Genomic DNA, 18,317 nt, shown 5'->3' on the forward strand with positions numbered 1-18,317 from the left:
TAACTTGCCCCAGTCCTGTGGTCAAGATGACACACCAGTGCTTGCAGGGTGAACACACATTTGCCTTGGGCGGACAAAAGGGCATGCGGTTACCGGCCCTCGCGCGAAACCCAGGTAGTTCACATGATTTGGGAGGCGCCTATGGCAGTTTGGCACCGGATCGGCTGCAACGCGGGCATGAGCAGAACGGAAACCACCGTCACACGGACGGTGATCATAGCGGCGCCGCAGGAAACCGTGTGGAAGGCGATCGAGGAAACCGGATTGAGCCGCCTTCACCTGTTGGAGGACAAGCGCGACACACCGCTCGTGGAGGGGCGTGTGATGAACTGGAGCGACCCGGAGGACGCGCGCAATACACCCTTGTGGAAGGGACGCATCACCATCATTTCGCCACCGAGGCGCATTGTCTTCATGGCTTTCCTGCCCGGCCTGGGCATGGAAGACGTGCCTGAGAACTACACGCTGGTGGACATGACGCTGAAGACCGAGGAGGACGGCCGAACATCGGTGACCGTGGAGCACGGTGATTTCGCGGAGCACCCTCAAGGGCCGCGTCACGCCAAACAGATCGGCAACCGCTGGGTGGAAGCGTTGATCCGCTTGAAAGAGCAGGTAGAGCGCAGCGTGGCAGCCTGATGGTCGGCATTAGGATCCGGCACAGGCCCAGGGCTGCGATGCCTATTCGACCTCTACGCCGAACGGCTCGAGCAGCGCGATGGCGCCATGCACTGAGAAGCGCGCACCGCGCAGGTCATTGCTAGTGGGGTTGATGCGGAAGTTCGTCGCAGTGGTGAGGTCCGCTTTGCGCAACGACGTGCGTTCGAAGACGGCGTTCAGCAGATCGCATCCGGGAAAGACGGCCTCTTCCAGTTCTGCGGTCGAGAAGTCAACCCCATGCATCGTGCAACGATCGTAGCGGGTGCCTTTGAGCTTCATGCCCACCATGACGGAGTGATCCAGTTTGCACCGGTCGAACGTCACCTGCAAGAGCATCGGGTTGCACGCGCTGAAGTCAACGCCGAGCACTTTGCACTCTTCGAAACGCACATCCTGAAGACCGGCGCCGCGCAACTTCACCATGGTGAGGTCGCACGCAGTGAAGGCACAGTCGATGAACCTGCATTTGGCCAGGTCGGCCCGTGCCAGGTCGCAACGCTCGAAGGTGCATTGCTCGAACATCGCACCCTGCATGGCGCGGCCCGACCAGTTCTCACCGTGGAAACGGGCATCGTAATGGTTGTCGGAAGGCATGCGCGAAAGATCGGGGCCCGGCTCTCTTGACCGGCGACGGCCGGTCGAAAAACCAAGGGCGGCTTGTGGGCCGCCCTTGGTTCATGCGTCCATCGCTTGAACTACTTCTTCAGGTCGAAACGATCCAGCTCCATCACCTTCACCCAAGCCTTCACGAAGTCCTTCACGAACTTCTCCTTCGCATCGGCCTGTGCGTACACTTCGGCGATGGCGCGCAGCTGCGAGTTGCTGCCGAAGACCAGGTCAACGCGCGTACCGGTCCATTTGCGCTCACCGGTCTTGCGGTCGTGACTCCCGTAGATGCCTTCTTCACCGCTCTTCGGTGCCCATGCGTGCTTCATGTCCAGCAGGTTCACGAAGAAATCGTTCGTGAGCTGGCCAACCCGCTCCGTGAGGACACCATGCTTGCTGTCGCCTGAGTTCGCACCCAGCACGCGCAAGCCGCCCACGAGCACCGTCATCTCGGGTGCGGTCAGCGTTAGAAGTTGCGCTCGATCGAGCAGCATCTCTTCGGCTGGCACGCTGTAGGTCCTCCGCTGGTAGTTGCGGAAACCATCGGCCTGCGGTTCCATCACCGAGAAGCTCTCCACATCGGTCTGCTCCTGGCTGGCATCCATGCGGCCCGGGGTGAACGGCACGGCGATGCTGTGACCGGCATCCTTCGCGGCCTTCTCCACTGCCGCACATCCGCCGAGCACGATCAGATCCGCCAACGATACCTTCTTGCCATCGCCCGATGAAGCGTTGAACGTGATCTGGATGACCTCAAGTTCCTTTAGCACCTTACCGAGTTGAGCGGGATCGTTCACTGCCCAGAACTTCTGCGGTGCCAGACGGATACGTGCACCGTTCGCGCCACCGCGCTTGTCGCTGCCGCGGAAAGTTGAAGCGGAGGCCCATGCCGTGGACACGAGTTCACCAGTGCTGAGGCCCGAACCGAGGATCTTGCTCTTCAGCGCCGCGATGTCGTTGGTGTCGATGAGTTTATGCTCGACAGCGGGGATCGGGTCCTGCCAGATCAACTCCTCACCGGGAACCTCGGGGCCGAGGTATTGGCTCTTCGGTCCCATGTCGCGGTGCGTGAGCTTGAACCAAGCCCGCGCGAAAGCATCAGCAAAAGCCTTGGGATCCTTGTGGAAGCGGCGTGAGATGGGTTCGTAGATCGGATCGAAGCGGAGCGACAGGTCGGCGGTCGTCATTGCCGGCGCGTGCTTCTTGCTGGGATCGTGCGCATCGGGGATCATGTGTTCCGGTTTGCAATCCTTCGCACGCCATTGATGACCACCGGCCGGGCTCTTCACCAATTCCCATTCGTACCCGAAGAGCATGTCGAAGTAGCCATTGTCCCACTTCGTAGGGTTCGGCTTCCAAGCGCCTTCGAGCCCGCTCGTGATGGTATCGCCCGCCTTGCCGCTGCCATGCTTGCTCAGCCACCCGAACCCTTGCGCCTCGATCGGCGCGCCTTCAGGAGCTGCGCCTACGGCCGACTCCGGACCTGCGCCGTGCATCTTACCGAAGGTGTGGCCGCCAGCTGTGAGCGCGACGGTCTCCTCATCGTTCATGGCCATCCGCTTGAACGTCTCACGCACATCGCGGCCGCTGGCGACGGGATCAGGATTTCCGTCCGGGCCCTGCGGGTTCACGTAGATCAAACCCATCTGCACAGCAGCAAGCGGTGCTTCCAACTCCCGATTGCCGGTGTAGCGGCTGTTCGGCTTGTCGCTGGTGGCGAGCCACTCGGCTTCGGCACCCCAATACACATCTTCCTCCGGCGCGTAGATGTCTTCGCGACCACCACCGAACCCGAAGGTCTTGAAGCCCATCGACTCCAGTGCCACGTTCCCCGCAAGGATGAAGAGGTCGGCCCAGCTGATGCTGTTGCCGTATTTCTGTTTGATGGGCCATAACAAGCGGCGCGCCTTGTCGAGGTTGCCGTTATCGGGCCAGCTGTTCAACGGTGCGAAACGCTGGTTGCCCGTGCTGGCCCCCCCGCGGCCGTCCGCCGTGCGATAGGTGCCTGCCGCATGCCAGGCCATGCGGATCATGAGGCCACCGTAGTGCCCCCAGTCGGCCGGCCACCACTCCTGCGAGTCGGTCATCAACTTCGTCAGGTCCACCTTCAACGCTTTGTAGTCCAGCTTCTTGAACGCTTCGGCATAGCTGAAGCCGGGGTCCATCGGGTTGCTGACAGCCTGGTGCTGGTGCAGGATGGAAAGGTTCAATTGCTCGGGCCACCAGTCGCGGTTGCGCAGGCCGCGGCCTGCCACCGGTTGGTGCAACGCACCGTGCATGACAGGGCATTTGCCGTTGCCGTTCTTAGGGCGGCTTACACCTTCCAGTGCCGCGCCGTGGGGGTTCTCGTTCGCCATTCTCTTGCTCTGTTTCGGTACCGCCACAGGGCGGTGTGGTTGGGACTTGCTGGTCGTGCTCTCCTCGCCATCGCTTCGGGAGCCGAGGCAAAAATGACGGAGCGAGGCCGAAACTACCCTGACGATCCTCATCGACGCTTTCGATAGTTTCGATGCCTGTATCGACAACATCGAATGACATTACAACAGCTCCAGTACATCGTGTCGGTAGCGGACACGGGCCAGTTCAGCAGGGCGGCACGGCAATGCCACGTAACGCAACCCACGCTCACCATGATGGTGCGCAAGCTGGAGGACGAGCTCGGCGTCACCATCTTCCAGCGGAAGTCGCAGCCTGCGAGGCCCACTACCGAAGGTGCGGCGCTTATCGACCAAGCGCGTGTGGTGCTGCGCGAAGCGGGGCAGTTGAAGGACCTGGTGAAGGAACTCCGCACGGGTACCACCGGCATGTTCCGCATCGGCATCATCCCCACGTTGGCACCCTACCTCCTTCCGCTCTTCCTCGCGCGCTTCGCGGATGATCATCCTGGTACGCGACTGGCGATCGACGAGCGCAGAACGAGCCGCATCCTGAAAGCCTTGCGCACGGGCCAGCTCGACATCGGCATCCTGGCCGGTCCGGTGGAAGGCGAAGACCTGGAGTCCATCACGCTGTTCCATGAGCCGTTCCTGGCATATCTGCCAAGTGGCCACATGCTGTTGAAACAGAAACGCATCACGCGCAAGGACCTGCGGAAAGCACCGCTATGGGTGCTGAGCGAGGGCCACTGTCTGCGCAACCAAGCGTTGAGCGTGTGCCAGCATCCCAGTTCGGCCGGCCACGATAATATCCTCTACAGCACGGGCAGCATTGAGACATTGAAGCGCATGGTGAGCAGCGGCAGCGGAATGACGCTTGTTCCTGAGCTGTCCGTGAGCGAGGATGAGAAGAACGTACGGCGGTTCATGGCGCCGGAGCCTGTGCGTGAGGTGGTGTTGGTGGTGCGCAGACCTTTCGTGCGGCGCAAAGCGGTCGATGCACTGGTACTGGCGATCCGATCCGCGGTGCCGAAACGGTTCAGGACGCTGGAGAAGGAAGTGGTGCCGGTGGTGACTTAGGCCCTGCCAATGCCGATAGCTTCGTGCCGATGATGAGCAGTGCGGGACCAGAAGCGCGGAACGCAAGTACAGGAACCAATGGCCTGAAGGTGGTACGGACCACGTCATCCGACCCCGCCTTCCGGGTGCTCGTGAACGATCTCGACCGGTACCTGGCGATGCGCAACGGCGATGCCGGCGCCTTCTTCGCCCAATTCAACAAGGTGGACAACATCCAGCACGTGGTCGTGGTACATGATGGGGATGTGCCGGTCGGCTGCGGCGCCTTCAAGCCGTTCGGTGACGATGCGGTTGAAGTGAAGCGCATGTTCACTTCAACCGATCACCGCCAACGCGGCATTGCTTCCCTGGTGCTGAACGAACTGGAGCAATGGGCGCGCGAACTCGGCTTCCAACGGTGCGTGCTGGAAACCGGGATCATGCTGGAAGACGCCATTGCGCTCTACAAGAAGCATGGCTACAGCAGCATCCCGAACTACGCACAGTACGTTGGCGTGGATAGCAGCCTGTGCTTCGAAAAGGTGTTGTGACCCGTCGCGCAAGAGGCTTTACCTCACCGCCGTGGAACCATCACGTCGCTTCAGCAGCGCGGCGCAAATAAGGCTGATGGCCAGACCGATGGGCAGGATCTCCATGTAGGTGAAGCCGATCTTCACCGCGGGGTTCTTGTAGTGCTCGGCCATTTCGCGGAAGTCGGCCAGTTCGGCTTCCACCTCGGCTGCGGGCATGTCGCTGCTCTCCAGTTCGGTCTTGTAGTACTCGTAGTACTCGGCCATATAGTCATTGCCGGACGTGGCACTGAGCACCATCCACGAGGCGACATAGACCGTGGAGACGAAGAGCGTGATGTACAGGCCCAGTAGAAAAGCCCTGCCGAAGGTGATGGCACCGCCGAGGTGCTTGTCGCGGTAGCCCTTCACGGCGAAAAAGATGGTGCTGAGGGCGATGACCATGGTCGTGTAGCCGATCCACAGGCCGCTGTCGAAGTCGTGGTCCTTGCCGCCGAGGGTGAGCCACATCATGGCCGACACGATGATGCCGCCGATGATGCCGTACGTGAGGATGGTCCTCTTCATGGGGTGTTGGTTTTGGCTGCGAACCAAGGTGAACGAGTGCGAAGTCGCATCATACCAAAGCAGGGATCGCATCCCTTGAGGCGAAGATCCATACCAAAGGATGAGCAGGTTTTCAGGTGATGAGGCCCAGGGACTTGGCCTTGTGCACAGCTTCAGTGCGGCGGCGGACGTCCAACTTGACGAAGAGGTTCGAGGAGTGCGACTTGACGGTGGGCAGGGAGATAAAGAGCCGGTCGGCGATCTCCTGGTTGGACAGGCCTTGGGCCATGAGGACGAGCACTTCGTGCTCCCGCTCACTGATGCCGGTGCGACGCAGCATCTCCTCATCCAACTGCTTGGGCTCTTGGGCGGTGGCTGTGGTCTTGCGGTAGAGCAGCTTGGACCCGACCCAGATGCCGAGGGCCGTAAAGAGGAGCGCAACCACGCCGACGTACACTTCCACGGACAAGTCGCGGAGGAGAAAGCGGTATTGGAAGAACTTCAGGGCGAAGACCAGCGCAGCCAGTGCAAGTCCATAGATCGCAATGGTGCGCACGTACGCTTTGCGGCGGGGTGCGTCTGCGGTCAGCATCCGTTCTTCCCGTTCCATTGGGCGCCGAAGTTCGGGCGCAAAGCCTTCCCACCTGGCATGCTCTGCGGTCGGCGCTTTTACCGGATGTCCTTCAAGACGAACTGCCGCGGCCCCGGGCCGGTGGTGTAGTGCAACTGCCGGTCGTCGCGGCCATCGGTGCGGTGCCGCATGCCCCGTTCGAAACGGACGATCGTGAACTCGGCAGCGCCCTGAGCGAACCGCCCGAACACGTTGAGGTAGGCAAAACTCTCAGAGCGATCGTAGTGCTCAGCTTGCGCGGGATCGATGATGCGGACGACTGTGCGACCCATGGTGTCGGGCAAGGCAATGGCAGGAAAGTCGGGATGGTGGCCGATGAAGAGCGTGTCAGGTACCGGCGCTTGGGTCCTGGCCATCGTCTCGATGTAATGGTGGATGGCGGTGCGGTAGTCGAAGGCGGTATCCACGGGCGTTTGCTCTGAGGACGCGCGCGCGGCTGGCGCACTCGGCGGCGATGTGGCGCAGGCCGTGAGGGTGAAAACCAAGGAGAACAGCATTGCGCGCATGGGAGAAAGGTGACGCGACTACGTTGAGCGCTTCGCTCGTTCGCCGGACTTCTTTCCTGAAGCACTGTCCTTCATGATCAACTCTCCGTGGCCCGTTGCTTTCAGCGGCACCTTCGCGACTTTCTCCGCCGCCTTCATCAGCGCTTCCACCTCGGGGCGCAGGAGGTCCTTGGCAGTTTCCAGCTCCAGGTAACGCGCACCTGCCTTGCCTTGAAGGAGCTTGTGCGGATCGGGGAGCCTGGCTCCGTTGGTGAGGTAGAAACGGACACCATCGGGTTCCAGGCTCAGGGCGGCGATGCCTTCGCCACCGGCATGCGTGGGCGAATAGCCGATGACGAAGTTGCGGGCGTAGTCGTAAATCAGCTCGTTCACCGTGGGGAAGCGCTTGCGCACGGCCTTGCGCGCGCTTTGAAAGAGTTCTTGGTCCTTCGCCTCGAACCTGGAAATGATGACGGCGATCCGTTGCTCGGGCGAGGGGATGCTTGCGGTCGGCAACTTGGAGGGTGTTGTGCGTTCCGGCGTTTTCGGCATGATCCGAAAGTAGGGAACCAAGACCCGAACACACCGGCGCTTGGAAGCAGCAGTCATCGGGTAGACCGGTGCGGCCCGTACCACCGTATCCACCCTGTCCACCCGAGCGTGAGCCGAAGCTGTACGCGGCAGGCAGGCCTGCCTACCGCAGGCAGGCCCGCAAGGGCGGAACGAGGACGCTGCGTAAGGGGTTGACGGGTGGGTGCAAACGAAAGCCCGAAGAAGAGGACGGGGCAGAGCCGCTCAAGAGCAGCGGACATGGCCGACGGAGGTTTGGGTGGACACCCTGCAATGGCCGAACACCATCTACCTTGTACTCATGTCCGAGAAGACCGGCGAAGGGGGCATCTACCCGAAGCATGGCGGCTTTGAGAAGCTGCTGAGCTATCAGGTGGCGGAGTTGCTCTTGGACATCACCGCGCGCTTCGTGCAGAAGCACATCGAGCCCGGCAGCCGCACACGCGACCAGATGGAACAAGCCGCGCGCAGTGGCTCTCGCAACATCGCCGAAGGCAGTGTGTTCAGTGCGACCTCGAAGAAGATCGAGATGAACCTGACCAACGTGGCGCGCGCCAGCTTGGTCGAACTGAAGAAGGACTACGAAGCGTTCCTGCGCCAACGCAAACTCACCCTGTGGCCTATCCCGGATCCGATCCGCCAGGAACTGATCGATCGGCGGTTCAAGACAGTTGATGAGGTGGCCGCATGGGGTGTTGATGTCCGCAAGCGTGCAACCGAGCGTTCCGTGCAAGAGGTCGCGGGGAATATCGGCCATGTGTATTGCATGGTGGCCATCGGTCTGTTGGATCGGCAGCTGGCCACGCTGGCCCGGGAGTTCAAAGAGAACGGCGGTTTCGGGGAGCGCTTGTACAAGCTCCGGAAGCAAGCCAAGGACAAAGGCCCCGGCGCTCCAGAGCAGTAGCCTTCGGGTGGACAGGGTGGACACGGTGCGGCCCGCACCACCGTGTCCACCCTGTCCACCCGAGTGAGACTTGCGTGAGCGATTGAAGCAGGCCTGCCTTTGAAGCCGGGTACCCCGCAGCGAGGAACGAGCGAGGAGTACGAGCGGAAAGCGCGACGGCGAGTCTTCGAGCCGGCACGCCCAAACAACCTACCTGCTCAAGTACACACTCCTCTCCCCATACACCTGCCTCTGCCACGGCCCGCGCAGCCGGGCCTCGCAGTGACAAAACGGAACCTTCAGGTCCTTGATCGTAGGTCTCATGCAGACTGTCATATGCGACTACTCGGAACCAACGTCATAGTAGACGCTGAACATGAGTTCCGTAGTATCAGCATACCCACGCTGGTCTGGAACAAGGATGCTTCCAACAACACTGTCCTTGCCAACCTTGGTCGGTACAAACCACACTCGCCAACCAATGTCCTTACCCTTAATGATGGTCGGTGCTCCTGCCCCATCACCCGTACCGGCCACGTTAAGAACAGGGTCGCGGTGCCGGAAAGACGAGTGCTCGCTATTCCCCGCCGCGAGGAAGACATCCATCATGCATGTATCGCCCAGCTCGACCGTGTAGCTCTTCATCTTGACCAGGCTAGCAAGGGTATTGAAAGACCACGCAATCTGGACTTCCTTCAGCGAATCACGGTAGGCCTTCAAACTGTCCTCCAGTTCGGCAACACGGAGGTCCGACCGGGGATCCTCATGTGGTCCACGAACGCACGATGCGAGCAGTAGCGCACCACTTAGCACGGCGAGGGCTCCACAAGACTTCATCGGCTCAGGTACATAGACCGCTCCCCATACACCTGCCTGAAGAACGGATCCTTCAGATCCTTGATGAAGTAGATCGCCTCCCCCGTGCTCTTCATCTCAGGCCCCAGGCTCTTATCCACGTTCGGGAACTTGTCGAAGCTGAAGACCGGCACCTTGATCGCATACCCATCCAACCTGGGCTTGAACTGGAAGTCCTTGAGCTTGGCGCCGAGCATCACCTTGGTGGCCCAGTTGACGTAGGGCTCGCCGTAGGCCTTGGCGATAGTGCACGTTGCGGCTGGCCCCTCCTTCAAGTCCATGAATGTAGTTCGTTGCCCGGTACTCTTCATGAGTCAATAGTACCTGTTCCAGAGAAAGACCACCAGAATGCCAACAGCCAGCAGTGGTAGAGCAACGAGCACAGGAGTCTGATCAACTCTTCTCTTCTTGAACCATGTTACACCGAGGAACAACAGGACCAATGGACCGATCACCCAGCCCAATCGTGAATCCTTCTGCTTGGCTGCATTAAACTCTCCAACACTAGCGTACTGGCGCTTCGGTGTCGCCACGGTGAAAACTTCAATGTTGGTGCCCTCCATCATTCCTCCTTCTTCTTGACGAAGGATGCGCCTGGTGTATACATCCCTCTCCAATCCGAGGATCACTGTATCGCCCGCAACCACATCGCTCAAGAATCGCCGTTCCAGCGCGCTATAGGCATACGTGTTCAGACTAAGCGGATGCGATACGCCACGCACATCGATCGCGACAGTCCTATTGCCTTTGCCATACTTCTCTATGCGCGGTGCTGAGGCCGCCACTCCTTTGAACTCGACCAACTGTTCTTGCCTCAAGACTTCTCTTGTGAAAGACGAGAGCATCCACATGACAGCCAAGAGAGCGATCACAACTACGGAGAGCACATTGTCCGCAGATCGGTAGGTCTTGCCCTTCTCCATTCCCCGCCGAGGACTAGCGACTGAGATACATCGACCTTTCTCCGTAGACCTGCCTAAAGAACGGGTCCTTCAGGTCCTTGATGAAGTAGATCGCCTCGCCCGTGCTCTTCATTTCAGGCCCAAGGCTCTTGTCCACGTTGGGGAACTTGTCGAAGCTGAAGACCGGCACCTTGATCGCATACCCATCCAAACGCGGCTTGAACTGGAAGTCCTTGAGCTTGGCGCCGAGCATCACCTTGGTGGCCCAGTTGACGTAGGGCTCGCCGTAGGCCTTGGCGATGAAGGGCACGGTGCGGCTCGCGCGCGGGTTGGCCTCGATCACGTACACCACTTCGTCCTTGATGGCGAACTGGATGTTCACCAGGCCCACGGTCTTCAGGGCCAGCGCGATCTTGTGCGTGTGCTCGCGGATCTGCTGGATCACCTTCTCGCTGAGGTCGAAGGGCGGGAGCACCGCATTGCTGTCGCCGCTGTGGATGCCCGCCGGCTCGATGTGCTCCATGATGCCGATGATGCGCACCATTTCGCCGTCGCAGATGGAATCGCTCTCCGCTTCGATGGCACCGTCGAGGAAGTGGTCGATGAGGATCTTGTTGTCGGGCATCAGGCGCAGGATGTCGAGCACCTGGTCCACGAGCTCCTCCTCGTTGATCACGATCTTCATCTTCTGGCCGCCGAGCACGTAGCTGGGGCGCACCAGCAGCGGGAAACCGAGCTCGCGGCTGAGGCGCACGGCCTCCTCGGCGTTGTTCACGGCACCGAAGGCGGGGTACGGAATGCCCAGGTCGCGCAGCAATGAGCTGAAGCGCTCGCGGTCCTCGGCCATGTCCAGCGCGGCGTAGCTGGTGCCGATGATCCTGATGCCGTACTTCTCCAGCTTCTCGGCCAGCTTCAGCGCGGTCTGCCCGCCGAGCTGCACGATCACGCCCTCGGGCTGTTCGTGCTGGATGATGTCGTAGATGTGCTCCCAGAACACGGGCTCGAAGTAGAGCTTGTCGGCCGTGTCGAAGTCGGTGCTCACCGTCTCCGGGTTGCAGTTGATCATGATGGTCTCGTAGCCGAGCTCCTTGGCCGCGAGCACGCCATGTACGCAGCAGTAGTCGAATTCGATGCCCTGGCCGATGCGGTTGGGGCCGCTGCCGAGCACCACGATCTTCTTCTTGTCGCTGCGCACGCTTTCGTTCTCCTCCTCGAAAGTGCTGTAGTAGTAAGGGGTCTTCGCGGGGAACTCGCCGGCGCAGGTGTCCACCAGCTTGTACACGCGTTTGATGCCGAGCTCGTTGCGCTTCTTGTACACCTGGCTCTCCAGGCAGCCGAGCAGGTGCGCGACCTGGCGATCGGCGTAGCCCTTCTGTTTCGCTTCGAAGAGCAGGTCGCGCGGGATGGTGTCGAGCGTGTACTTCTCCACTTCCTTCTCGGTGAGGATCATGTCCTCGATCTGCTTCAGGAACCAGATATCGATGCGCGTGAGCTCCTGGATCTTGCTGAAGGGAATGCCGAGCTTTATGGCATCGTACACGTGGAAGAGGCGGCTCCAACTCGGGTTGGCGAGACTGTCCAAGAGCACGGCGGCATCGCGCGTCTCCTTGCCGTCAGCGCCCAATCCATTGCGCTTGATCTCCAGGCTCTGGCAGGCCTTCTGCAGCGCTTCCTGGAAGCTGCGGCCGATGCCCATGGTTTCACCGACGCTCTTCATCTGCACACCAAGACGACGGTCGCTGCCCTCGAACTTGTCGAAGTTCCAGCGCGGCACTTTCACGATCACGTAATCGAGCGTGGGCTCGAAGAAGGCGCTGGTGCCGGTGATGGGGTTCTCCAACTCATCCAAGCGGTAACCGATGGCGAGCTTGCTGGCGATCTTGGCGATGGGGTAACCCGTGGCCTTGCTGGCGAGCGCGCTGCTGCGGCTCACACGCGGGTTGATCTCGATGGCGTAGATCTCCTCCTTCTCGTCGGGGCTCACCGCGAACTGCACGTTGCAACCGCCCGCGAAGTCGCCGATGGCGCGCATCATCTTGATGGCCTCGGTGCGCATGCGCTGGTAGGTGCGGTCGCTGAGGGTCATGGCCGGCGCAACGGTGATGCTGTCGCCGGTGTGGATGCCCATCGGATCGAAGTTCTCGATGGAGCAGATGATGGTGACGTTGTCATCCTTGTCGCGCAGCAGCTCCAGCTCGTACTCCTTCCAGCCGAGCAGGGCCTTGTCGATCATCACCTCGTGGATGGGGCTGATCTGCAGGCCGTGCTTCAGCAGCTTGTCGAACTCGGCGGGGTCCTTCACGAAGCTGGCGCCGGCACCACCGAGCGTGTAACTGGCGCGGATCACCAGCGGGAAGCCGAACTCCTGCGCTACCTTCTTGCCCTCGAGGAAGCTGGTGACGGTCTTGCTGGGCGCCATGGGCACGCCGATGCGCTCCATCAGCAGGCGGAACTGCTCGCGGTTCTCGGTGATGTCGATGGCCTTGGTGTCCACGCCGATCATCCGCACGCCGTACTGTTCCCAGATGCCGAGCTTCTCGCACTCGATGGCGAGGTTGAGCGCGGTCTGGCCGCCCATGGTGGGCAGCACGGCGTCGATCTTGTGCTTCCCGACGGATCGGGATGCAGACATCTTGAGGATCTCCTCGATGCTCTCGACAGTGAGCGGTTTGAGGTAGACGTTGTCGGCCGTGACCGGGTCGGTCATGATGGTGGCCGGGTTGCTGTTGATCAGCGTGACCTCGATGCCTTCGTTGCGGAGGGAGCGGGAAGCTTGGGAGCCGGAGTAATCGAACTCGCAGGCTTGACCGATGACGATCGGTCCGCTCCCGATGATGAGGACGGAGCGGATGGAAGTATCTCTTGGCATATCCGGTGTGTAACCGGCCCGCCTCCGTTCCGAACAGCCAGAACTACGGCGGGCTCGGGGCGCGAATGTACCCGCGTGCCCTGAGGTGCTCGTGGAATGTGGATAAGGAGGGGGGATCGTGGAGAAATGCCCTTTTCCCGCAAAGACGCAAAGCGCGCAAAGCGGATGCGGTACACTTGGCGTCCTTTGCGTCTTTGCGGTGAGTTCCTCGATCCAGTCCTTCTCCCACAACGGCCTAACCATTGCCCACCGCTCCTTTGGCCACGGGCCTGTGCATGTGCTCGGCTTCCATGGTTACGGTGGTAGCACGGCTGATTTCTCACCCTTCGAAGGTGCGCTCGGCCACCTGTGCACCATCCACGCCTTCGATACATGGTTCAATGGGCAGAGCCGCTGGCCGGAAGGGCGTGCGGTGAGCGACCCGCTGCGGCCGCAGGAATGGCGCGACCTGATGCGGGCATACATGGACGTGAACGGTATCGAACGCGCGCTCTTCATGGGCTTCAGCTTGGGCGGGCGCTCGGCCATGAGCCTGATGGAGCAGCTGCCCGAACGCTCGCGCGGCCTGCTTCTGCTGGCACCGGACGGCTTGGTGCGCTTCCCTTGGTACCGCTGGCTGAGCAAATTCAGTTGGGGCCGTGGGCTGTACCGACGCTTCCAGGAGAAACCCGAAGGCTGGTTCCGCACTCTGGATAGCCTGCACAAGCTGGGGCTGGTGACCGACAAGCGCCGCGAGTTCCTGCGGATGCACACAGAAGACCAAGCCAAGCGCCAGTTGGTGCATGATGTGTGGCTGAGCCTACGCCTGCTGGAGCCGGACCTCAACACCGTGGTGGCCAACATGCTTCAGCACGACCTGCGCGCCTACCTTTTCATGGGCCGTTTCGATAGTGTGATCAAGCTCCCGTGGGGCCAACGGTTCCAGCAGCGGGCGCCAGAGCGCATCCACCTGAACGTGCTCGAGACAGGCCACCAAGTGCGCACGGCCGGGCTCATCGCCACCTTGGCCGCCCACCCCCACCTCTGGAAATGAGAACAGGGGCCTTGGGGCCCCTGCTCGGAAGGTTCAAAAGAAAGCCGACTACTTGGTGTGCTTGTCGTCGCTCACCGTGAGCTTGTGACGGCCTTGTGCACGACGGCTGGCAAGCACGGCACGACCACCTGCCGTGGCCATACGGGTGCGGAAACCGTGCTTGTTCGTGCGCTTGCGTTTGCTGGGCTGGTAGGTACGTTTCATGGCCGTTTCTCTGAGAAGGGCCGCAAATGTAAACGGATACCGATCTCCAGCAACCCCCGATCACCGGGCCGCGAACCGAAGGCGGTCCAGCCCGTAGGCCACCACCTGACCGGTCTGGGACTCCACCAGCAGGCGGCCCTCGGGGTCCACATCCAAGGGCCTACCGCTGAAGGGCTGACCGTCCAGCTCGAAATCGCACCAGCGACCCACGGACCAGAGGCGGTCGGAATAGTCGGACCGGATGGCGACGGGCTGGGCCGTGAGCTGCTTCCAGCGACGGTCCAAGGCGGAGCACAGTTCCTTCAGCAACACCATCCGATCATGCTCCTGCCCGGTTTCCATGCTGAGGCTGGTGGGCAGGTAAGCCTCGTCCAGCTCGCGGCTGTTCACGTTGAGCCCGATGCCGATGATGGCGCTCTGCACCATTCCCCCCACCACCTCCGTTTTGATGAGGATGCCCGCGATCTTCCTACGGTCCACCAAGACGTCGTTGGGCCACTTGACCCTCGTTTCGCCCAGCACCTTCGGCGCAACAACATCCGCTACTGCCAGTGCCGACAGCTTCGCCAATGCGAAGGCCTCCCCCGCCTTCATGTGCTTGGGAAGCACCGCCACACTGAAAGTGAGGTCCTGGTGGGCGCGACTGATCCAGTTGCGCCCGCGCTGCCCCCGTCCCTCGGTCTGCTCGTGGGCCAGTATGACAGTGCCGTGCGCCAGTTGTGACAGTGCCAGGCGATCGGCCGCCTCTTTGTTGGTGGAGCCTACCGTGTCCAGCACGATGACCTCGTTACCGATCTCTTGCTCAGACATGTTGCACTGCACTGAAGGCCCGGCCGGGGCGGGCGACCCGAACACCTACCTTTGATCGGCCCAAGTTAGACCTGGATGAAGAAAGCCAAGGGCGCGCCCAAGAGCGTCCAACTCGCCGACGCCATCGTGCTAGGCATACAAGAAGTGAAAGGACGCGACATCGTGACCCTTGACCTGCGCAACGTGCCCAACAGCGTGGCTGACGTGTTCGTCATCTGCCACGGCGACAGCGAGCGCCAGGTGCAGGCCATTGCCGAGAGCGTGGCCAAGTTCACCCGTGAGAAGGCCGACCAGAAGCCCTGGCACACCGAGGGCGAACGCAATGGCGAGTGGGTGCTCATCGATTACGTGGACGTGGTGGTCCACGTCTTCCACAAGAACAAACGTGCGTTCTACGGCCTTGAAGACCTTTGGGCCGATGCCGCACGCCGCACATACCCGAACGTAGCGTGAAGAACAACGAAGGAAAGCCGGAAGGGAAGGATCCCGCCAACCCGGGGCCCAAGCCCAAGCGGTCGTTCAACCTGTACTGGATCTACGGGGTGGTGATCGTCATCATCCTCAGCCTGCAGCTCTTCTCCATGGGCGGCAAGAGCACGGAGATCACGTGGACCGACTTCAAGACCTACGTGAGCGGCGACGATGTGAAGCGCGTGGTGGTGATCGATGGCGAAGGCGGCCGCACGGCCACGATCTTCCTCAGCGAAGCCGCGCTGAAAGAACCGGTGCACGCCGACAACCTCACGAAAGGCAAGATCAGCACCGAGGGACCGCAGTACTTCCTGAACATCGGCGGATCGGACAGCCGCTTGGAGGAGATGGAGAAACTGATGGACGCGCACAACGTTTCCGTCAACTACCGCCAACAGGACACTTGGGGGCGTGATCTCTTGAGCATCCTGATCCCGATCGGCGTACTGGCCATCCTGTGGATCTTCATCATGCGCCGCATGGGCGGTGGTGGCGGGCCCGGCGGACAGATCTTCAACATCGGCAAGAGCCGCGCGCAGGTCTTCGAGGGGGGCAAGAGCACCAACGTCAACTTCAACGACGTGGCCGGCCTCGACGAGGCTAAAGAGGAACTGGAGGAGATCGTTGACTTCCTGAAGGCACCGAAGAAGTACACCGACCTGGGAGCGAAGATCCCGAAGGGCGCGCTGCTTGTTGGTCCTCCGGGCACTGGCAAAACACTGCTTGCGAAAGCCGTTGCCGGCGAAGCGCAGGTGCCGTTCTTCTCCCTGAGCGGATCGGACTTCGTGGAGATGTTCGTGGGCGTGGGCGCCAGCCGCGTGCGCGACCTCTTCAAGCAAGCCAAGGAGAAAGCCCCGGCCATCATCTTCATCGACGAGATCGACGCCATCGGCCGGGCCCGCGGGCGCAGCGCCAGCATGGGCGCCAACGACGAGCGCGAGAACACGCTGAACCAGCTGCTCACGGAGATGGACGGCTTCGGCACCAACAGCGGGGTGATCCTGCTCGGCGCCACCAACCGCGCCGACGTGCTCGACCGTGCGTTGATGCGTCCGGGCCGCTTCGACCGCCAGATCTATGTGGACATGCCCGACCTCAACGAGCGCGTGGCCATCTTCAAGGTGCATTTGAAGCCATTGAAGCTCGATACCTCCGTGGACGTTGAATTCCTGGCCAAACAGACACCTGGGTTCAGCGGTGCCGACATCGCCAACATCTGCAACGAAGGCGCACTGATCGCCGCACGCCGCAAGAAGAAGGTCATTGACAAGCAGGATTTCCTGGATGCCGTGGACCGCGTGATCGGCGGCTTGGAGAAGAAGAACAAGATCATCACCCAGGACGAGAAGCGCGCCATCGCGTACCACGAGGCGGGCCACGCCACGGTGAGCTGGCTCATTGAGCACGCTTCGCCATTGGTGAAAGTGACCATCGTGCCGCGCGGCAACTCGCTCGGTGCCGCCTGGTACCTGCCGGAGGAACGCCACCTCACCACCACCGAACAGATGCTCGACGAGATGTGCGCCGCACTGGGCGGTCGGGCTGCTGAGGACATCACCTTCGGCAAGGTGAGCACAGGTGCTCTGAGCGATCTGGAGAAAGTGACCAAGCAGGCCATGGCCATGGTGAGCATCTACGGCCTGAACGATCGCATCGGCAACATCAGCTACTACGACAGCAGCGGTCAGAACGAGTACAACTTCGGCAAGCCGTACAGCGAGATGACCGCGCAGGTGATCGACCAGGAGGTGAGCAAGTTGATCGAAGGCCAGTACGCCCGCGCCAAGCGGATCCTCTCGGAGAACAAGGACAAACTATCCGCGCTGGCTGACCAGTTGTTGGAGAAGGAGGTGATCTTCAAGGAAGACCTGGAGACCATCTTCGGCAAACGCGCTTGGGAGAAGGAAGAACCCGCCCCCAAAACCAAGCCCGCCGCCGCAAGCGAACCCGTTGCTCCTGCACCTTCGCCCGCCGGGCCCACGGCCTGACCACTCCCAGCGATGAAAGAGATCGGCATCCGCGCGGCCACCGGCGCGGTGTACGTGGGCCTTACGTTGCTTGCGGCCTGGATGGGCGGGTTGGCCACCTTCATCCTGTTCGGGCCCGTATGCTGGTTGGCGGCCGGTGAACTGCACAACCTGCTGCATCCAACCAACGTGGGACAGGTCCGATCGCAGTTGCTCGCAGTAGGCAGCTACGTTGTCTTGGGACTTCCAGCAGCCACGCCATTTGAAGTGACCGGCTCCCTGCTGATGGTGTGCATGCTCGCGCTCGTGATCATCAGTGTGTGCACGCTACTCGCGCGCAACGCATCCTCGCCGGGCGTGGCGTTGGGCAACGACCTGTTGCTCCTGCTGCTCGTAGGCGCACCGTTCGCGCTGCTGGCCCACTTGGTGGACATCAGCCACACCTTGATGATCGGCATCATGATCCTCCTGTGGACAAACGAGACGGGCGCCTACCTGACGGGCAAATTCTTCGGCAAGCACAAGATGATCCCGAGCATCAGTCCGAAGAAGACCTGGGAAGGGCTCGTAGGTGGTATCGGCTTCACGCTGCTCTTCGCGTGGTTCATGTCCATGGCGTGGGATGTGGTAACGCTGCCGCAGTGGCTCGTGATCGCAGTGATCGTTGCTGCCCTGAGCACCGTGGGCGATCTGTTCGAGAGCGCGCTGAAGCGGGCGCGCGGAGTGAAGGACGCGGGCACGATCCTGCCGGGCCATGGAGGCATCCTCGATCGGTTCGATGGGCTTCTCCTGGTGGTGCCCGGCGTGTGGGCCTACTTGCAGTTGGTGCTCTGAAGCCCGGCCGAGGCTCCGGTTATCTTC

The 18,317-nt window shown here is 61.3% G+C and carries 20 protein-coding genes; 8 read left to right on the forward strand and 12 right to left on the reverse strand.

Features of this window, described 5'->3' with window-relative positions:
* The first annotated feature begins 177 nt into the window (after positions 1-177).
* The gene (locus IPJ76_04535; protein ID QQR87500.1) at positions 178-639 is read left to right on the forward strand and encodes an SRPBCC domain-containing protein; all 462 of its coding nucleotides are present in this window, start codon (positions 178-180) and stop codon (positions 637-639) included.
* Positions 640-681: 42 nt separating this feature from the next.
* Here IPJ76_04535 and IPJ76_04540 read toward each other — a convergent pair whose 3' ends face one another.
* Together IPJ76_04540 and katG are read right to left on the reverse strand one after the other, a co-directional pair.
* A complete protein-coding gene (locus IPJ76_04540; protein ID QQR87501.1) occupies positions 682-1,254 on the reverse strand; it encodes a pentapeptide repeat-containing protein in 573 nt (190 codons plus the stop codon).
* 101 nt (positions 1,255-1,355) lie between these two features.
* On the reverse strand, positions 1,356-3,545 hold the full coding sequence (gene katG, locus IPJ76_04545; protein ID QQR88392.1) for a catalase/peroxidase HPI: 2,190 nt from the start codon (positions 3,543-3,545) through the stop codon (positions 1,356-1,358).
* Positions 3,546-3,797: 252 nt separating this feature from the next.
* Here katG and IPJ76_04550 point away from each other — a divergent pair, with 252 nt between their 5' ends.
* Positions 3,798-4,721, forward strand: a complete 924-nt coding sequence (locus tag IPJ76_04550) for a LysR family transcriptional regulator (GenBank protein QQR87502.1) — start codon at positions 3,798-3,800, stop codon at positions 4,719-4,721.
* Positions 4,722-4,753: 32 nt separating this feature from the next.
* Positions 4,754-5,251 (forward strand): GNAT family N-acetyltransferase, encoded by a 498-nt coding sequence (locus IPJ76_04555; GenBank protein QQR88393.1) that lies wholly within the window; start codon positions 4,754-4,756, stop codon positions 5,249-5,251.
* 18 nt (positions 5,252-5,269) lie between these two features.
* On the opposite strand, the gene IPJ76_04560 is transcribed toward IPJ76_04555, so the two are convergent.
* The 4 genes from IPJ76_04560 to IPJ76_04575 form a co-directional block, all read right to left on the reverse strand.
* Positions 5,270-5,797 carry a DUF4199 domain-containing protein gene (locus IPJ76_04560; GenBank protein QQR87503.1) on the reverse strand — a complete coding sequence of 176 codons (528 nt, stop codon included), beginning with the start codon at positions 5,795-5,797 and terminating at the stop codon, positions 5,270-5,272.
* A 112-nt stretch (positions 5,798-5,909) separates the two neighbouring features.
* Positions 5,910-6,368, reverse strand: coding sequence for a DNA-binding response regulator (locus tag IPJ76_04565; GenBank protein QQR88394.1), 459 nt, complete (start codon positions 6,366-6,368; stop codon positions 5,910-5,912).
* Positions 6,369-6,445: 77 nt separating this feature from the next.
* Entirely contained in the window at positions 6,446-6,913 is a 468-nt protein-coding gene (locus IPJ76_04570; GenBank protein QQR87504.1) for a hypothetical protein, read from the reverse strand.
* Between the two features lie 18 nt (positions 6,914-6,931).
* Positions 6,932-7,444, reverse strand: a complete 513-nt coding sequence (locus IPJ76_04575; protein QQR87505.1) for a hypothetical protein — start codon at positions 7,442-7,444, stop codon at positions 6,932-6,934.
* Positions 7,445-7,763: 319 nt separating this feature from the next.
* Here IPJ76_04575 and IPJ76_04580 point away from each other — a divergent pair, with 319 nt between their 5' ends.
* Positions 7,764-8,366: a four helix bundle protein gene (locus IPJ76_04580; GenBank protein ID QQR87506.1), complete on the forward strand. Its 603-nt coding sequence runs from the start codon at positions 7,764-7,766 to the stop codon at positions 8,364-8,366.
* Between the two features lie 321 nt (positions 8,367-8,687).
* On the opposite strand, the gene IPJ76_04585 is transcribed toward IPJ76_04580, so the two are convergent.
* The 4 genes from IPJ76_04585 to carB all read right to left on the reverse strand — a co-directional run bounded on the left by IPJ76_04585 (position 8,688) and on the right by carB (position 12,971).
* Complete coding sequence (locus IPJ76_04585) at positions 8,688-9,065, reverse strand: hypothetical protein (protein ID QQR87507.1); 378 nt, start codon at positions 9,063-9,065, stop codon at positions 8,688-8,690.
* A gap of 113 nt (positions 9,066-9,178) precedes the next feature.
* Positions 9,179-9,481 carry a hypothetical protein gene (locus tag IPJ76_04590; protein QQR87508.1) on the reverse strand — a complete coding sequence of 101 codons (303 nt, stop codon included), beginning with the start codon at positions 9,479-9,481 and terminating at the stop codon, positions 9,179-9,181.
* A gap of 33 nt (positions 9,482-9,514) precedes the next feature.
* Positions 9,515-10,123, reverse strand: coding sequence for a hypothetical protein (locus IPJ76_04595; GenBank protein ID QQR87509.1), 609 nt, complete (start codon positions 10,121-10,123; stop codon positions 9,515-9,517).
* Between the two features lie 13 nt (positions 10,124-10,136).
* On the reverse strand, positions 10,137-12,971 hold the full coding sequence (gene carB, locus IPJ76_04600) for a carbamoyl-phosphate synthase large subunit (protein ID QQR87510.1): 2,835 nt from the start codon (positions 12,969-12,971) through the stop codon (positions 10,137-10,139).
* Positions 12,972-13,170: 199 nt separating this feature from the next.
* Here carB and IPJ76_04605 point away from each other — a divergent pair, with 199 nt between their 5' ends.
* Positions 13,171-14,004 carry an alpha/beta hydrolase gene (locus IPJ76_04605; protein ID QQR87511.1) on the forward strand — a complete coding sequence of 278 codons (834 nt, stop codon included), beginning with the start codon at positions 13,171-13,173 and terminating at the stop codon, positions 14,002-14,004.
* Positions 14,005-14,052: 48 nt separating this feature from the next.
* Here the strand turns inward: IPJ76_04605 and rpmH are convergent, their stop codons facing one another.
* Together rpmH and IPJ76_04615 are read right to left on the reverse strand one after the other, a co-directional pair.
* On the reverse strand, positions 14,053-14,208 hold the full coding sequence (gene rpmH, locus IPJ76_04610; GenBank protein QQR87512.1) for a 50S ribosomal protein L34: 156 nt from the start codon (positions 14,206-14,208) through the stop codon (positions 14,053-14,055).
* Positions 14,209-14,268: 60 nt separating this feature from the next.
* Entirely contained in the window at positions 14,269-15,018 is a 750-nt protein-coding gene (locus tag IPJ76_04615; protein QQR87513.1) for a biotin--[acetyl-CoA-carboxylase] ligase, read from the reverse strand.
* A gap of 75 nt (positions 15,019-15,093) precedes the next feature.
* Here IPJ76_04615 and rsfS point away from each other — a divergent pair, with 75 nt between their 5' ends.
* The 3 genes from rsfS to IPJ76_04630 are packed head-to-tail and all read left to right on the forward strand — an operon-like array spanning position 15,094 to position 18,290.
* Complete coding sequence (rsfS, locus tag IPJ76_04620) at positions 15,094-15,471, forward strand: ribosome silencing factor (protein QQR87514.1); 378 nt, start codon at positions 15,094-15,096, stop codon at positions 15,469-15,471.
* Positions 15,468-17,477: an ATP-dependent zinc metalloprotease FtsH gene (gene ftsH, locus IPJ76_04625; GenBank protein QQR87515.1), complete on the forward strand. Its 2,010-nt coding sequence runs from the start codon at positions 15,468-15,470 to the stop codon at positions 17,475-17,477. The genes rsfS and ftsH overlap by 4 nt, the downstream gene beginning before the upstream one ends.
* 12 nt (positions 17,478-17,489) lie before the next feature.
* Positions 17,490-18,290 carry a phosphatidate cytidylyltransferase gene (locus IPJ76_04630; GenBank protein QQR87516.1) on the forward strand — a complete coding sequence of 267 codons (801 nt, stop codon included), beginning with the start codon at positions 17,490-17,492 and terminating at the stop codon, positions 18,288-18,290.
* The last annotated feature ends 27 nt before the right edge of the window (positions 18,291-18,317 follow it).

The organism is Flavobacteriales bacterium (genome assembly GCA_016699575.1).
GTDB lineage: Bacteria > Bacteroidota > Bacteroidia > Flavobacteriales_F > PHOS-HE28 > PHOS-HE28.

Coding starts and splice junctions, on each gene's coding strand:
- IPJ76_04535 (QQR87500.1), top strand. CDS start 178: ATGAGCAGAACGGAAACCACCGTCACACGGACGGTGATCATAGCGGCG.
- IPJ76_04540 (QQR87501.1), bottom strand. CDS start 1,254: ATGCCTTCCGACAACCATTACGATGCCCGTTTCCACGGTGAGAACTGG.
- katG (QQR88392.1), bottom strand. CDS start 3,545: ATGCACGGTGCGTTGCACCAACCGGTGGCAGGCCGCGGCCTGCGCAAC.
- IPJ76_04550 (QQR87502.1), top strand. CDS start 3,798: ATGACATTACAACAGCTCCAGTACATCGTGTCGGTAGCGGACACGGGC.
- IPJ76_04555 (QQR88393.1), top strand. CDS start 4,754: ATGAGCAGTGCGGGACCAGAAGCGCGGAACGCAAGTACAGGAACCAAT.
- IPJ76_04560 (QQR87503.1), bottom strand. CDS start 5,797: ATGAAGAGGACCATCCTCACGTACGGCATCATCGGCGGCATCATCGTG.
- IPJ76_04565 (QQR88394.1), bottom strand. CDS start 6,368: ATGCTGACCGCAGACGCACCCCGCCGCAAAGCGTACGTGCGCACCATT.
- IPJ76_04570 (QQR87504.1), bottom strand. CDS start 6,913: ATGCGCGCAATGCTGTTCTCCTTGGTTTTCACCCTCACGGCCTGCGCC.
- IPJ76_04575 (QQR87505.1), bottom strand. CDS start 7,444: ATGCCGAAAACGCCGGAACGCACAACACCCTCCAAGTTGCCGACCGCA.
- IPJ76_04580 (QQR87506.1), top strand. CDS start 7,764: ATGTCCGAGAAGACCGGCGAAGGGGGCATCTACCCGAAGCATGGCGGC.
- IPJ76_04590 (QQR87508.1), bottom strand. CDS start 9,481: ATGGACTTGAAGGAGGGGCCAGCCGCAACGTGCACTATCGCCAAGGCC.
- IPJ76_04595 (QQR87509.1), bottom strand. CDS start 10,123: ATGGAGAAGGGCAAGACCTACCGATCTGCGGACAATGTGCTCTCCGTA.
- carB (QQR87510.1), bottom strand. CDS start 12,971: ATGCCAAGAGATACTTCCATCCGCTCCGTCCTCATCATCGGGAGCGGA.
- rpmH (QQR87512.1), bottom strand. CDS start 14,208: ATGAAACGTACCTACCAGCCCAGCAAACGCAAGCGCACGAACAAGCAC.
- IPJ76_04615 (QQR87513.1), bottom strand. CDS start 15,018: ATGTCTGAGCAAGAGATCGGTAACGAGGTCATCGTGCTGGACACGGTA.
- rsfS (QQR87514.1), top strand. CDS start 15,094: ATGAAGAAAGCCAAGGGCGCGCCCAAGAGCGTCCAACTCGCCGACGCC.
- IPJ76_04630 (QQR87516.1), top strand. CDS start 17,490: ATGAAAGAGATCGGCATCCGCGCGGCCACCGGCGCGGTGTACGTGGGC.